The sequence below is a fragment of the Cryobacterium sp. Y29 genome (assembly GCF_002929825.1).
Classification (GTDB): Bacteria; Actinomycetota; Actinomycetes; order Actinomycetales; family Microbacteriaceae; genus Cryobacterium.
Window position 1 is genome coordinate 317,180 of the sequence record NZ_PJJN01000037.1, and the last position, 14,823, is coordinate 332,002.

The window sequence follows — 14,823 nt, forward strand, 5'->3', positions numbered from 1 at the left end:
CTAAGGTCATGCTCTTTAACGCGCCATTTTCTTCTGCGCCCACTCGCACGTTTGCCACCCTGGGAGCGCTCGTTCTGCTCGCTGCACTGAGTGGATGCGCCACCGCTGATTCCGGCGCTGGCGCTGGCTCGACGACATCCGCTACCGCTGAAGCAGACGGCTCAACTGAGAACTGCACCGGCGTCAATGTGATCGTCGACTTCGGCACCCTCGACGCCGACTCGGTCAGCGGATGCGTCGACGCGACCGCGGCGACGGCCGCGAGTGCGGCCCTGGCCACAACCGGCGTCACGACCGCGGGCAGCGTGGAATACGGCGACCAGATTGTCTGCCGCGTCAACGACCGTCCGTCCGCCGATGAAACCGTCGTGGTCGAGGGCCAGGAATCGTTCACCGAGAGCTGCGCCTCGATGCCGCCCGCGTACGCGTACTGGGCGCTCTGGGTGAAGGCCACCCCCGACGCCGACTGGGCCTACGCCCAGGAGGGCCTCGGCACGCTCCAGGTCGAGCCCGGCCAGTCCGTCGGGCTCGTCTACACCACGGGTACCGAAACGCCGACGCCCGGCAGCTAGTGTTTCGCCTGCGCCTGGCCCCGCTCCGCGCGGCAGTCGTACTCGCGGTCGGCTTCGTGCTGCTGCGGGTCGTCTACCGGGTGGTCTTCGGCGGCGCAGGCGCGGGCGCGGGCCCGCTGCTGCTGGATCTTCCCCTGCTGCGGCTCGACGGACCGTTCAGCCACATCACACTGCTGGGCCCGATCACCCTGCTCGGGCTCGGCAACGCCGCGCTCAGCGCACTTCCGATCGCCGCCGTCATCGTCTTCTTCGGCGTGCTCAACGCTGTCATCAACGTGCAGGCCCTGTTTGCCCGCGGTGCCGGTCGCGGGCCGCTACGCGCAATCTCCCGTTCGCTCGTGATCGCCTGGGCCACCTTTCCGGCGCTGCTGGAATCCGTGCGCCGCGTGCGGGTCGCTCGCGCGCTACGTGGTGAACGGTCGATCGCATCGCTGCTCGTGCCTATCTTCGAGCAGACGATCGAGCGCGCTCTCGCGCTCGCCGCATCGATGGAGACCCGCGGATTTGCAGCCACCCGCGTCGTCCCTGGCGTCTGCGAGGCACCCGTGGTACTGACAGATGCCGGTTTAGATTTCGGCGCAGACTGGCACCTCGACGAGCTCAACGTCACACTGCGACCCGGCACCCTGACGGTCATCGTCGGCGCAACCGGATCGGGCAAGACCAGCCTCCTCCACAGCATGAGCGGCCTGTTCCAGCACTTCTACGACGGCACCCAGCACGGTCGCATCGACATTGCCGGCGCCGACCGGGCGTCGACTCCCCCACGCGACACCGCCGGTTTCGTCGGACTCGTCGCGCAGAACGTGCGGCTCGGTTTCGCGTCCGAAACGGTCCACGACGAGATCGGCTTCGCCTTGGCCGTGCGGGATGTCGCCGCATCCATCGTGCATGCCCGCGTTCTCGAGGTGGCCGCCCGGCTCAAAATCGAACACCTGGTCGACCGGCCCATCGAGCAGCTCTCTGCCGGCGAAGCCAGCCTCGTCGCGATCGCAGCGGCCCTCGTGAATCACCCCATCCTGTTGCTGGTCGATGAGCCGCTCGCCGACCTCGACACAGCCGCCCGCGACCGGGTCTGCACCGTGCTCGACCAGCTCGCCCACGAGGCCGGGGTCTGCGTCGTCATCGCCGAACACAACACGCGCGAGTTCTCATCGACAGCGGATGCCTGGCTCCAGATTCGAGGCAGCCGAGTACACCACCTCTCCCCCGAAATCGGCACGACGATTACAACGGGCAGTGACGCAGACTTGAATGGCCGACGCCCCGCCGATTCACTCGCCGTTTCGTGGGATACCGCACGGCCATCATTCGGGAGCGGTGCGGGCATGGCAGCGGCGGCGCAGAGCGCGACGCTGGAGATCGGCTCTGTGCCTGCGATGCCGCTCGCGAGCATCCGTCGACTCAGTGTTCGGCAGAAAGCCGATCTGGTCGTCGACGACGTGTCCTTCGACGTGCAGGCGGGCGAGCTCGTGGCCCTGCGCGGTAGCAACGGCGCCGGCAAGACCAGCCTGCTGCGGGCGATCGCGCTGCCGACCGCTGCCGACATCGTCATCGTCGGCGGGCACGATGTTCGATCCCGCAAGCGGCGAACGCGCCGGCAGTCCGTGACGCTCGTGCCCGAGAACTTCGACGACCTGCTGTTTGCGATCACCGTGGCCGAGGAATGTCGCCGCGCTGATCGAACGCTGCGCGAACCGAATTTTAGGCGCGGTCTTCGCGCCGTCACTCACACCGAACGCAGCACCGCAGCCCTTTTTGCCCATTTACTCGGCTTCCATGCCCCAACGGATGCCGCGCCCCTGTTGCAGCGCCACCCGCGCGACCTCTCGGCCGGCGAACGCCTCTGCCTCGTCATGGCCATTCAGCTCGCCGCCCGGCCTGCCCTGCTCCTCGTCGACGAACCCACCCGCGGCCTCGACCAGACGGCGCGTGCGCTCGTCAGTGCGGCGTTGCTCACGGCCGCCGGCGCGGCCTCAGCGGTCGTCTTCGCCACCCACGACGACGACTTCGCGCAGGACCTGGCCACGCGCACCCTGCGCATGCAGGCCGGACGGCTCGCCGCGCCGATCGAGGTGCGCTCATGACCGACGAATCGGCCACGGTCCGCGGGAACGCGGCCGCCGCCAAGATCGCAGTCAGCGACCGCCCTCGCGAGCGCGCGGGTCAGGCGCGGCCGCGCCGCAGCATCCGCTGGACGGAGGGGATTCTCGCTGGCGGCAGCCTGCTTGCCGTCGCCGCGTTCGCCTGGCCGCTTTTCGTCGGAGCCGTGCCGGCAGACGCGCAGGTCGCGGTTCCGATCGTGGCGTTCGCGCTCATCCCCGCACTCATCGTGGCCCTCGCGCTCACCCTCGACCGCGAGATGTACACGGCGAAAACCGTCGCGCTGCTCGGAGTGCTCTCGGCCGTCGGTGCCGCCGTGCGCATCGCCGGCGCCGGAGTCGGCGGAGTCGAGGCGGTGTTCGTGCTGCTTATCCTGGCCGGGCGGGTCTATGGCGCCCGGTTCGGTTTTCTGCTCGGTCTGCTCACCATCGCGGTGTCGTCGGTGCTCTGGGGCGGCTTTGGCCCGTGGACCCCGTTCCAGATGTTCGCCTGCGGCTGGGTCGGCGCCGGTGCCGGGCTGCTCCCCCGCTGGCAGAACGCTACTGGGCGAAATTCTTCCGGCCAGCGCATGCGCGCCACCCTCGAAATCGCCCTGCTCGCCGCCTATGGCGTGGTCGCGTCCTACCTGTTCGGCCTGCTTATGAACCTCTGGTTCTGGCCTTTTGCGGTCGGCAGCGGCACCGGAATCTCCTACGAAGCCACCGCCGACCCCGGCGAGAACCTCGCCTCGTTCCTGCTCTACTCACTCGTGACGTCGACCCTCACTTGGGATACGGTACGCGCCATCACGACCGTGGTCGGTATCACCTTGGTCGGCCCGGCCGTGCTCGCGGCCCTGCGGCGAACGAAGATATCTCCCCGCCGTTGACCGGGATGCCGGCCCTGAGCGCGCCGGGCCTGGAGGGGAACCCCCAACGGGAATTCTCACCGCTAGCTACCGGCACGTGCGTGCGTTGATCGCGGCTCATACAGTGCAACTTGTGAATACGGCCTCGTCTATGTCGCCTCCCCGCGTGTCCTGGCCGATTCTGTGCATTCTCGGTATATCAATACTATGTAACTAGATACTAAGTTTGCATTACTCAGGCTGCACGATTCATACGCGACCACAACACGCCACTTCAGGGAGCACCCATGTCCGTTCGCCAAAGCCTTCTCGCCATCCTTGATCAGGGACCGTGCTACGGCTACCAGCTGCGAACGGAGTTCGACCGCCGCACCGGGTCGATCTGGCCGCTGAATGTCGGCCAGATCTACAACACTCTCGACCGGCTCGAGCGCGATGGACTCGTCGCCAAGGGCGACACCGACGAGCAAGGCCACGTTTATTACCAGATCACGGATGCCGGTCACGACGAAGTCGCGAGCTGGCTCAGCTCTCCCGTGGTGCGCTCAGCTGCAGCGCGTGACGAGCTCGCGATCAAGCTGGCCATCGCGGTCACCCTGCCCGGTGTCGACATCGCGGCAGTGATCCAGGTGCAGCGACGCGGGAGCCTGCGCACCCTGCAGGATCTGACGAAGACCAAGAACGCGAGCGCTGAGCCGGAATCCGCCGGCGACCTCGCCTGGCAGCTCGTCGTCGACTCGCTCATCTTCGCCGCAGAAGCCGAGGTGCGTTGGCTGGACCATTCGGAGGCCAGGCTGGCACGGGCCTCCGCCGCCGGTCTGATGGCGCCGATACAGCTCAAGCTGGAACCGCCCAAGCGCGGCCGGCCGGTCAGGGCGGCTGCGGATACCGACGCACAGGTCGCTGGTTCACGATGAGCACGCATTTCGCCGCTGGTTCGACGCGCCCCACAATGCCCGATGAAATCCTGCGCCTCGACGGGGTCGCCATGCACTACGGCACGGGCGAGACCTCTGTCTCGGCCCTTTCCGGCATTGACCTCACGGTATCCCGCGGCGAGCTCGTCGCGATCATGGGGGCATCTGGTTCGGGTAAATCGACCCTGTTGACAATTGCCGGTGGGCTGACCCAGCCGACGAGCGGTGAAGTCGTCATCGAGGGCCAATGGCTCGCCGACCTGCCCTCCGCGCAAATTGCCATCCTACGTCGCCGAACGCTCGGCTTCGTTTTTCAGGACTTCAATCTGATCCCGACGCTCACCGCCCTGGAAAACGTCACCCTGCCGCTCGAACTGGACGGATGGCCTCGCCGGAAGACGCGCGCGGCTGGGCTTGACGCACTCGCGGCGGTCGAGCTGAAGGACCGCGCGCACCGTTTCCCCGATGACCTGTCCGGTGGCCAGCAGCAGCGGGTCGCGATCGCCCGCGCCATCGTCGGCACCAGACGCCTGATCCTCGCCGACGAACCCACCGGCGCCCTCGACTCCGCTACCGGTGAGGGCGTCCTGCGGATGCTCCGCGACCGAGTGGATGCCGGTGCCGGCGGTATCCTGGTCACCCACGATGCACGCCACGCAGCCTGGGCTGATCGCATCGTGTTTCTCCGAGACGGCCGGATCGTGGACGAGAACGTACGCGATCATCCCGAATCACTCCTCGCCGGACGGCGCACCATATGAAACACCCTGGGCCTCGCCGCGCATCCGCTCACGCCGCCCAGGCAGGACCGCCCCGGTCCCCGGGAATGGCAAGCACTCCGCCCCACCTCCTCGCCGCCCTCCGCCGGGCGAGGGTCGCCCTACGAATCGCCCGCCGGTCGAGCGTCCGATCGCCGGGTCGCAGCGCCCTGATCATCGCGCTGGTCGCACTTCCGGTCGCCGGAATGGCGGCCATCACCCTGATTATCCCGAGCACGGTGGCAACAACTGCAGAACGTTTGGCCGTCACCCTCGGGCACACTCAAGCTCAGATTCAGCTCTCCATGCCGGGCAGCAGCATCCAACAAAACCCGTTCTCTATGATGTCCAGTGCCCCAACCGGCGAAGAGACCGAGCCGGTTGAACTGCGCGCACTGTTTCCAGCCGGCACCCGGATGATCCCCGTTTTCGACACATCAGTGACGGCGAAAACCCGTTCCGGTGTAGCAGTGCTCGATGCCGTCGAGGGCGAAACCTGGGACCCCTCGCTGGCGGGCCACTATGACGTCACGGCCGGCCAGACTCCGCAAAACACGAATGAGGTGATGGCATCCGCCGCGATGCTCGACCGGTTGGGTCTCAGCCTCGGCGATGAGGCCGAGCTGCTGGCACCGGTGAAGCAGACGGTCACGGTGGTTGGCGAACTCGACGATCGCACCCAGCCCTCCAGCGGTCAGACCCTGTTCGGATTTGCCGGAACCTTCGGCGGAGACACAAACGCCGAAAACAATCCGGAGGTGTACACCTACCTTCCCGACACGATTGTTGACTGGGCACAGGTTCAGAAGTTGAACGAGCACGGCATTGTCGCGCTCTCGCGGGACGTCTTCGAGAATCCGCCTCTGGCGGGCACATATCCCGCAGTGAACGACGGTAATGCCGTCGGTACCTGGATCATGGTCGCCGGGTTGATCGTGGGATTCGGTCTCCTCGAAGTGATGCTCCTGGCGGGTGCCGCATTCGCGGTCGGTGCCCGATCCCAGGTGCGTTCGCTCGCGACGGTGGCCAGCGTCGGCTCGAACCGTTCGACCATCTTCTCGATCATCGCGGCAAACGGCGTTGTCCTCGGCGCGCTCGGCGGCATTGCGGGGGTAGGGGTCGGCATTGGAGCCGGTTCGGTGTTCATGCTGCTCACCGACGACGGCAGCGCGACCATGTATTTCGGGTACCACCTCTGGTGGCCCGCCATGATCGGCGTCGCCATCTTCGCCATCGTCATCGGATGGGCCGGCGCCGTCGTTCCTGCAATCCGCGCTTCGAAACTCGACGTGATCGCTGCTTTGCGCGGTGCCAGACGTCGCTCCATTCCGAGCAAGCGACGACCGATCATTGGCATCATCGCCGTGCTCGGGGGAATTTCTCTCACGCTCCTGGGCGGCATCCTGAACATCGTTCTTGCCGATCAGGGCTTCCTCGACTCCAGAGGCATACTTTACGGGGCACTGTTCGTCATGTTGCTCTCGGGGCCGATCGTCGCTCAGATCGGTCTGCTCCTGTGCAGTGGACTCGTGCTCCGATTCCTCGCGCGACTGCTCTCGAAAAGAGGCGTAGCTGCCCGACTGGCCTCCCGCGATGCTTCACGCAATCCTGGTCGAAGCGTTCCTGCCTTGGCGGTGATCATGACCACGGTATTCGCCGCCGTCTTCGCCATGACGATGATGACCAGCAGCGAAACAACCAACCGCGCCAACTATGAGTATTCGACCATGCCCGGCCAGGTGCGGCTGACGCTCAACTATCGGGATCAGGAGACTCGGATGGAGGCGACGTACACCAAGCCAGACGAATTCGTGGCTGCGGCACGCGCCTCCGTGCAGGTCGACACTGTGCGCACTCTCCAGAGCGTTGCTGAGGCCAGCGGACCGGCATCGCCGGACATTCAACTCTCCGACACTCAGGCGACGCAACTATGGCCTACTCTGATCGTGCCTCCCGCCAACCGATGCGCCGCCATATCTGCGTGGGATCACCCGATAACAAATCAGGCCGCGCGGCAAGCCGTGAAAGAGATGGAAAGCGACTGGCGCTGTCAGCACTCCTTCGTCACGAGCGGCACCCATGTCACTGGCGGCCGAGACCACATCATGGTCGGCAATGACGCCGATCTTGCGCTCATCCTGGATGCTGAACCGACCCAAGCGGCCAAGGATGCGCTGGCGAGTGGCGGAGCGGTCTCGCTCTATCCGGAGTATCTGACCGACGATCAGGTGACCATTTCCTGGTGGACGGCCGCGTCCTGGCAGGAGTCCTTCTACGCAGCAAGTCGTTTCGGCGAGGGAATGGGCGAGGCAGAAAAGAGCGTGAGCATCAACGCGGTGGTCAACGAGGCCGCTCATCCGATTAACTTCGGCATCTTCATCTCCGAGCAGACCGCTCAGACGCTCGGGCTCGACTACACCGATTCAACAGTTCTCGCCTCCACCACCGCACTGCCGACAGATGATCAAACGGATGAGCTCAACGCGGCGATCGACACGCTGATCCAACAACCCGGTCACTACTGGGCCGAGGTGGAGCGCGGGCCGGCGACCGCATCAAACGCCCTGTCCTGGGGGCTTCTGGCGCTCTGCGCACTGATTGCCGTTGGCGCGGCTGCCGTGGCGATCGGGCTCGCACGCTTCGACGGTCGTCGTGACCAGGCAACGCTGGCGGCTATCGGGAGCAGTCCGCGCGTGCAGCGCGGATTCGGATTCTGGCAAGCCGTGATGATTGCCGGAACCGGTGCTGTCCTGGGTGCCGCCATCGGGCTTGTCCCACCGATTGCGTTGACACTTACGGGGTCCGGAACCTCCTTCGCCGCGCCCTGGCTGCTCATCATCACCATTGCCATCCTGTTGCCGTTTGCCATCGCCTGCGTAAGCTGGCTCTTCCCCGGTCGAAAGGCTCCGGTGTACCGAGCCGTAATCGAGTGAGTGGATCTTCCGACTCGCCCGGGGAAGCAACCTGAACTAACGACCTAAGGCGGCACCATTCCAGAATACCCACGGCGTCAAGCGATCGAGGGCACCAGCTGCCGCGCCGTTCGACTCGCGCCGTTCCACTACACCGCCGTTCCACTACACCGCCGTTCCACTACACCGAGAAGTACTTTGCCTCCGGGTGGTGAAACACGAACGCGTCGGTCGACTGCTCGGGGTGCAGCTGCAGCTCCTCCGACAACACCACGCCCATCCGCTCGGGTTTCAGCAGCTCGACCACCTTCCGACGGTCCTCCATCTCGGGGCAGGCCGGGTAGCCCAGGGAGAACCGGGCTCCCCGATACTCAAGCTTGAACATGCCGGCCACATCGCTCGGGTCCTCGTCGCCGACACCGAATTCCGAACGGATGCGAGAGTGCCAGTACTCGGCGAGCGCCTCAGTGAGCTGCATGGTGAGCCCGTTGAGTTCCATGTAGTCGCGGTACTTGTTCTCGGCGAACATCTTCGCGGTGACCTCGTCGACGTGCGAGCCGGCGGTGACCAGCTGGAGGGCGACGACATCCGTCTGCCCGCGTTCTCCTGACGAACCGGTTTCGCGACCCCGCACGAAGTCGGCCAGGCACAGGTGTTTGTCACGGCGCTGCCGGGGAAAGTTGAAGCGCAGTCGGTCCGTGCCGAGCTCGCCTTCGGAACCGCCGTCGGGCGCGAGCAGTCCGGCCTGGCCGAGGCGCCCGGTCGGGTCATCACCGTGGTGCAGAACGACCATGTCATCGCCGTCGGCAACCACGGGAAAGTAGCCGTATGCGACGGAGGCATCGAGCATGCCCTCGCCCAGGATGCGGTCGAGCCAGTAGCGCAGGCGCGGCCGACCGACGGTGTCGACCAGTTCCTGGTAGCTCGCGCCGTCTTCGGCGCGGCTAGGCTTGAGCCCCCACTGCCCCATGAAGGTGGCCCGTTCGTCGAGAAAAGCCGAAAAATCGGCGAGGGCAACACCCTTGACGATGCGGGTGCCCCAGAACGGCGGCACCGGAATCGGGTTGTCGCTCGCGACCGCGGACCGAGCGGGCATCTCTTCGGGTTCGGTCAAGGTGAGCAGACTCTTCTTGTGAATGCGTTTCTTCAGCGGTGGCAAGCCCACCGACAGAGGGTCGGCGCCGCGGGCGATGGCCACAAGCGGTTCCATCAGGGCGAGGCCCTCGAAGGCATCGCGGGCATAGCGCACCTGCCCGGCGAAGACACTGTCGAGGTCGTCCTCGACGTAGGAACGGGTGAGGGCCGCGCCGCCGAGAAGAATCGGCCATTTGTCGGCGAAGCCGCGCGACTCAAGCTCGAGCAGGTTCTCTTTCATCACCACGGTGGATTTCACGAGCAGCCCGCTCATGCCGATGACGTCGGCGTTGTTCTCCTCGGCGACCCGAATGAACTCGGCTATTGGCTGTTTGATACCGATGTTGATCACGTCGTAGCCGTTATTGGTGAGAATGATGTCGACGAGGTTCTTGCCGATGTCGTGCACGTCACCGCGCACGGTGCCGAGCACGATCGTGCCCTTGCCGGCCGCTTCGGATTTCTCCATGTGCGGCTCGAGCAGGGCCACGGCGGCTTTCATCACCTCGGCTGATTGCAGCACAAAGGGCAACTGCATCTCGCCGCTGCCGAAGCGGGCGCCGACGACCTGCATGCCGACGAGCAGGTGCACGTTGACGATATCGAGCGCGCTCAATCCCCCGGCTCGGGCAAGGTCAAGGTCAGCCTCGAGGCCCTTGGCCTCGCCGTCGATGATGCGGCGTTCGAGGCGTTCGCCCACCGGTAGGGCGGCAAGTTCGGCGGCGCGCTCGTCTTTCAGGGCGGCGGAATCGACGCCGGCGAACAGGTCGAGCAGGGCCACCAGCGGGTCGTAGGTGAGGGTGCCCTCGGCGTCGTATTCGCGGCGGTCCCAGACCAGGTCGAGCGCCACCTTGCGGCGGTCGTCGGCCACCGAGGCGAGCGGCACGATCTTGGCCGAGTTCACGATGGCCGAGTCGAGGCCGGCCTCCGTCGCCTCGTGCAGAAAGACCGAGTTGAGCACCGAGCGCGCAGCGGGGTTGAGCCCGAACGACACATTCGAGACCCCGAGGGTGGTGTGGATGCCGGGGTACTTCGCCTTGATCTGGCGAATCGCCTCAATGGTCTCGATGCCGTCCCGGCGGGTTTCTTCCTGGCCGGTCGCGATGGGAAAGGTCAACGCGTCGACGATGATGTCCTCGACCCGCATGCCCCACGTGTTCACGAGGGTGTCCACCAGACGGGTGGCGATGCGTACCTTGTGTTCGGCGGTGCGGGCCTGGCCTTCCTCGTCGATGGTCAGTGCGATCACGGCCGCGCCGTGCTCCTTGACGAGCGGCATGATGCGGCCAAACCGCGATGTGGGCCCCTCGCCGTCTTCGAAGTTGACCGAGTTCACGACCGGCCGGCCACCGATGAGTTCCATACCGGCCTGCAGTACGGCCGGCTCGGTGGAGTCGACGACGAGTGGCAGGGTCGAGGCGCTGGCCAGTCGGGAAACGACCTGCTTCATGTCGGCGACGCCATCGCGACCGACGTAGTCGATGCAGACGTCGAGCAGGTGGGCGCCGTCACGCACCTGGCTGCGGGCGATGTCGACGCAGTCGTCCCAGTTCTCAGCGAGCATCGCGTCCCGAAATGCTCGCGAACCGTTGGCGTTGGTGCGTTCCCCGATGGCCAGAAAGGCGCTGTCCTGGTCGAAACTGACGTGCTGGTACAGACTCGCGACACCGGCGTCCGCTTCGAGGGTGCGCGGTTTCGCGGTCACACCACGCAACCGTTCGACCACGGCGGTCATGTGTGCGGGAGTCGTGCCGCAGCATCCGCCCACGAGCCCCAGCCCGAATTCCTTCACGAACTGTTCGTGGGCCGTGGCCAGCTGGTCGGGGGTCAGCGGATAGCTCGCGCCGGTCTTGGTCAGCTGCGGCAGGCCGGCGTTGGGCATACAGATGACGGGCACCCGGGAGAACTTCGACAGGTGACGCAGGTGCTCGCTCATCTCGGTCGGTCCGGTCGCACAGTTCAAGCCGATCGCGTCGATACCGAGTGGCTCCAGCGCGGTCAGCGCGGCGCCGATCTCGCTGCCCATCAGCATGGTTCCGGTGGTCTCCACCGTCACCTCGACGAAAATCGGCAGGCGGATGCCGGTCTCGCTAATGGCCTGCTTGCATCCGTTCACCGCGCTCTTGGTCTGCAGCAGGTCTTGGGAGGTCTCGATGAGGAAGGCGTCTGCGCCTCCACGGATCAACCCGAGCGCCTGCTCGGCAAACGTGGCCTTGAGGTTGGCGTATGTGGTGTGGCCGAGGCTCGGCAGCTTGGTGCCGGGTCCCATCGAGCCGAGCACCCAGCGCACGCGGCCGTCGCGGACTTCGAATTTTTCGGCGCTGGCGCGGGCGATCTCGGCGCCGAGTCGAGCGAGTTCCTCGATGCGATCTTCGATCCCGTAGTCCGAGAGGTTCGACCAGTTCGCACCGAAGGTGTTGGTCTCGATGGCGTCGATGCCGGTTTCAAGGTAGACGTCGTGAATGGCCGCGATGATGTCGGGGCGGCTCACGTTGAGAATCTCGTTGCAGCCCTCGAGCTGTTGGTAGTCGTCGAGGGTGGGGTTGTGGTCCTGCAGCATGGTACCCATAGCGCCGTCGGCGATAACGACAGAGTTGGTGACGGCATCCAGCAGTGCCTGGGATCGGGCCGGACGCGCCGCATCGACGGGTGTCTCGGGCTCAGGAATTTGCATAGTGCTCATCCGCACAGTTTAACGGAGGGTCCGAATCGACTGCGGCCCCGAGGTAACGTTTCTTAGCGTTCGGGATTATGAGCGGCGCGGCAAGCGTCGCTACGAGAGGCGAGCGCCACCCGGTTCCCCGGTTACGATCCAGCCGGTCGCAAAGCGAGTCTTCGTAGTCTGCGCCGACTCGCCCCCCTCGAGCTGCAGATTGTGCTCCAAAATCTTGGCCTCAATCGCACGGGCGCTGTCTCCATTGCACACCCACACCCTGATTGTGGCGCCAGATGCACTCGGACGTTTTGGCATAGACCAGACCTGAACCACGACGCTGTGACCGGACTGAACGATGCGCCAGGCTGCACGAACGGCCAGCAGATTCGACACGGTCGTGGCACCGTCCACGCCAGTGACGACCTCCGTCTTCGTCTGCGCGTTGTACCAGCTATCAAAGCTCAGGGTGACCCGCTGATCGATTTCGGCGGGCACGAGCCCCCGCAACCACCTCAGCGCGAGAACGTCAACGCTCGTACCACTGTGAGATGCCGTGTCATGAGGCATCGTGGCGCCGTCGGTCGCGCCCCGAAAGACCGATCGACCGTTTTGCCGCTTGGCGCCCCCGACTCGGAGGCGCCAAGTACGCAAATTCCACGTGAAGCGCAGCCTGTGCCCGAGTGCTGGACGGCCATAACCAGTGTCAGACACCGGCATCAGAGCCCCCGCATTACCGCCAGTTACGAGCCAAGCCATAGCTGTTCCTCCCCCTAGGCCAACGTTAGACATGTCTATCGTAGAGCTTCCACCGGCCGTGTACCGACAGTCCCGTCTACCCGTCCCTGCAAGGGGGTAGGCTCAGAGTGTCAACACGGGGGTACGGGATTGAGCTACGAGTCACGTCAGAAACGGGCGTACATGATGGTGGCTGAACTCGGTCTGCCCCGGCCGCTCACGGCCGAACTGCTGCATCGACACATGGAAACGGTGCGGGGCAAGAAGATCGTGGTTCACAGTGCGCCGCCGCGAATGCTTGCGGCCGGGCTCTGCGGGTTATGGATTGCCGTGACTGGAGAGAGTTTTGAGCGGATCCACCACGCACCGACCACCTCATTGGTGCACCGCCAGCAGTTCATCAATCACGAATTCGGCCACATGATCCTCAATCAGGAACAGGAGTTGCTGTCGCCTGAGCAAATCGCTCTGCTCGCACCGCTCATTCCCCTTGACGCTATCGCACACGCGCTGGCGCGAAGCCGGTTCACCGACGAACAGGAAGCCCTGGCCGAGGCCATCGGCGATCGGCTAGCCCTGATCATTCTGAGCGATGGGCCCGAAATTGCACTGGGTCTCCGGACCGGTTTCGGTCAGGTGTTGTAATGCAGACCACTGTGCTCATCTTTGTTCCTGCCGTCCTCTGGATCGCCGCGTTCCTGTGCGTACCCTCCGCTATTCGGGGAACACGCCGTCCGCTCCTGTGGTTCTTGATCATGTTCGCGTTGACCATGAGCCTGCAGCCCAAACCGGTCTATGAGGTTGTGGACTCGTTTCTGGGCGGGATCAATGCCACGTACTTTCTGTTCCACGCCCTTGCGATCGTAGCCGTGGCGTTGCTCGACATGATCGTTCAGGAGGCAGTATCCACCGGTAAAGTCACCAAGAAACGTCGACGTGTGACGGCGCTTATCGCCGGCCTGATCATCACAGCGCAGGCAATTTTGTTCTTCTCCAGTGACTGGCGCATTACGGACAATATCTCTCAGTCTTTCGTTGCCCGGTGGGATTACACCGCATATGCCTCGACAACGTGGATCGCCATGGCAATTTTTGCCGTGTCCGTGGCCTACGCGTGTTTATCTGACATTCGCCACCAACCCAGAATGGTCATCAGGCTGTCCCTCGGATTTGTTACGCTTGGATGCGTCGGCGTTCTAATTTATGCCCTCATAAGCCTGACAAGTTCCGTGCAATCCAACTTGACTCCGGGTTTTATCTTCCGAGGGTGGCCGCGTGTCGCGTACGTTCTTGCCCTCCTCATCGCGCCTCTAAGTCTGGCAGTCGGTCTCGGACTTACTGCTACCGTCGACGGGCTCATCTCCAGTCGAAAGAGCTACCTCGATCGGGTGTTGTTGTGGCGCATTACACCTTTGTGGCACCGCCTGCTTTTGACTGCGCCAGACCTCAGCATTGACCGAAAACTGACTCGTTTTGGTCTGCTCGTCGTTCGGCGGCCTGGCCTGCACTTGTACCGTCGGTACGTTGAAATTCGCGATAGCCTGCTTCTTGATCCGACGCAGGCCATGTCGTCGGCCGAACGATCGATCATCGATCGGGTCGAACGGCAAACCCAGGTTCTGCCCGGACCGATCCGACGCGATGGGATCAATACTGTTGTCTAATCTCCCGGAGCACGAGTCCCCCACTCCAAGCCCTCGTCCGACCATCAGCCCCCAGGTGGAGCTGGCCCGAAAACTCAATCTGCTGCTTGACGTGGTTGTGGCCGAAGGCAACACTCCATATACCTACAAGCAGATCGAGCACGGGCTCAAGAACAAGGGTGTCGCCTTGTCCCGAGCACGCTGGGCGTACATGATCACGGGCGAGGGCCCGCTCGTCACTGACGCCGCCCTCCTCACCGGAATCGGTGAATTCTTCCGCATCCCTCCGGAATATCTGCTCCACTCCGATGGCGAACTGCCTTACCGCGTAGACGCCCAACTCACGTTTGTGAAAAGCCTCCGCGTGCGGAGGGTCGTGAGTTTCGCTGCGCGAATGCTCGGGGATGTGTCTCCCGAGACCTTGCGTTCCATTACAGAGCTCCTCGAAGCAGAGGCGCCTGACTTCGATGCCCCCGGGTCGAAGACCCGGCGTCGTCATGAGGTCTAAACAACAAGCTCAAGCGAACGCCGCGCGTCACGTGGCTG

Annotated in this window: 11 protein-coding genes; 9 read left to right on the forward strand and 2 right to left on the reverse strand. The window is 64.5% G+C overall.

Annotated elements, in window-relative coordinates:
* Window positions 1-8: 8 nt before the first annotated feature.
* From CXY74_RS16455 to CXY74_RS16480, 6 genes are all read left to right on the forward strand, one after another.
* Window positions 9-572, forward strand: a complete 564-nt coding sequence (locus tag CXY74_RS16455; RefSeq protein ID WP_104201416.1) for a hypothetical protein — start codon at window positions 9-11, stop codon at window positions 570-572.
* Window positions 572-2,659 (forward strand): ATP-binding cassette domain-containing protein, encoded by a 2,088-nt coding sequence (locus CXY74_RS16460; protein WP_104201417.1) that lies wholly within the window; start codon window positions 572-574, stop codon window positions 2,657-2,659. Before CXY74_RS16455 ends, CXY74_RS16460 begins: the two co-directional genes overlap by 1 nt.
* Complete coding sequence (locus tag CXY74_RS16465) at window positions 2,656-3,543, forward strand: ECF transporter S component (protein WP_104201418.1); 888 nt, start codon at window positions 2,656-2,658, stop codon at window positions 3,541-3,543. The genes CXY74_RS16460 and CXY74_RS16465 overlap by 4 nt, the downstream gene beginning before the upstream one ends.
* Before the next feature lie 266 nt (window positions 3,544-3,809).
* A complete protein-coding gene (locus CXY74_RS16470) occupies window positions 3,810-4,439 on the forward strand; it encodes a PadR family transcriptional regulator (RefSeq protein WP_104201419.1) in 630 nt (209 codons plus the stop codon).
* Window positions 4,440-4,474: 35 nt separating this feature from the next.
* On the forward strand, window positions 4,475-5,200 hold the full coding sequence (locus CXY74_RS16475; protein WP_104201564.1) for an ABC transporter ATP-binding protein: 726 nt from the start codon (window positions 4,475-4,477) through the stop codon (window positions 5,198-5,200).
* A 65-nt stretch (window positions 5,201-5,265) separates the two neighbouring features.
* A complete protein-coding gene (locus tag CXY74_RS16480) occupies window positions 5,266-8,130 on the forward strand; it encodes an FtsX-like permease family protein (RefSeq protein WP_104201420.1) in 2,865 nt (954 codons plus the stop codon).
* Between the two features lie 160 nt (window positions 8,131-8,290).
* Here the strand turns inward: CXY74_RS16480 and metH are convergent, their stop codons facing one another.
* Window positions 8,291-11,926 (reverse strand): methionine synthase, encoded by a 3,636-nt coding sequence (metH, locus tag CXY74_RS16485; RefSeq protein WP_233193487.1) that lies wholly within the window; start codon window positions 11,924-11,926, stop codon window positions 8,291-8,293.
* A gap of 90 nt (window positions 11,927-12,016) precedes the next feature.
* Window positions 12,017-12,466: a hypothetical protein gene (locus CXY74_RS16490; protein ID WP_104201422.1), complete on the reverse strand. Its 450-nt coding sequence runs from the start codon at window positions 12,464-12,466 to the stop codon at window positions 12,017-12,019.
* A gap of 351 nt (window positions 12,467-12,817) precedes the next feature.
* On the opposite strand from CXY74_RS16490, the gene CXY74_RS16495 reads away from it, so the two are divergent.
* The 3 genes from CXY74_RS16495 to CXY74_RS16505 are packed head-to-tail and all read left to right on the forward strand — an operon-like array spanning window position 12,818 to window position 14,785.
* On the forward strand, window positions 12,818-13,279 hold the full coding sequence (locus tag CXY74_RS16495; RefSeq protein ID WP_104201423.1) for a hypothetical protein: 462 nt from the start codon (window positions 12,818-12,820) through the stop codon (window positions 13,277-13,279).
* Window positions 13,279-14,298, forward strand: coding sequence for a DUF6545 domain-containing protein (locus CXY74_RS16500; protein WP_104201424.1), 1,020 nt, complete (start codon window positions 13,279-13,281; stop codon window positions 14,296-14,298). The genes CXY74_RS16495 and CXY74_RS16500 overlap by 1 nt, the downstream gene beginning before the upstream one ends.
* Window positions 14,291-14,785, forward strand: coding sequence for a hypothetical protein (locus CXY74_RS16505; protein WP_233193493.1), 495 nt, complete (start codon window positions 14,291-14,293; stop codon window positions 14,783-14,785). The genes CXY74_RS16500 and CXY74_RS16505 overlap by 8 nt, the downstream gene beginning before the upstream one ends.
* Window positions 14,786-14,823 lie beyond the last annotated feature (38 nt).

Excerpts from the sequence above, each read along its gene's own strand:
- CXY74_RS16455 (WP_104201416.1), top strand. The coding sequence starts at position 9 with ATGCTCTTTAACGCGCCATTTTCTTCTGCGCCCACTCGCACGTTTGCC.
- CXY74_RS16465 (WP_104201418.1), top strand. The coding sequence starts at position 2,656 with ATGACCGACGAATCGGCCACGGTCCGCGGGAACGCGGCCGCCGCCAAG.
- CXY74_RS16470 (WP_104201419.1), top strand. The coding sequence starts at position 3,810 with ATGTCCGTTCGCCAAAGCCTTCTCGCCATCCTTGATCAGGGACCGTGC.
- CXY74_RS16475 (WP_104201564.1), top strand. The coding sequence starts at position 4,475 with ATGCCCGATGAAATCCTGCGCCTCGACGGGGTCGCCATGCACTACGGC.
- CXY74_RS16480 (WP_104201420.1), top strand. The coding sequence starts at position 5,266 with ATGGCAAGCACTCCGCCCCACCTCCTCGCCGCCCTCCGCCGGGCGAGG.
- metH (WP_233193487.1), bottom strand. The coding sequence starts at position 11,926 with ATGAGCACTATGCAAATTCCTGAGCCCGAGACACCCGTCGATGCGGCG.
- CXY74_RS16490 (WP_104201422.1), bottom strand. The coding sequence starts at position 12,466 with ATGCCTCATGACACGGCATCTCACAGTGGTACGAGCGTTGACGTTCTC.
- CXY74_RS16495 (WP_104201423.1), top strand. The coding sequence starts at position 12,818 with ATGATGGTGGCTGAACTCGGTCTGCCCCGGCCGCTCACGGCCGAACTG.
- CXY74_RS16500 (WP_104201424.1), top strand. The coding sequence starts at position 13,279 with ATGCAGACCACTGTGCTCATCTTTGTTCCTGCCGTCCTCTGGATCGCC.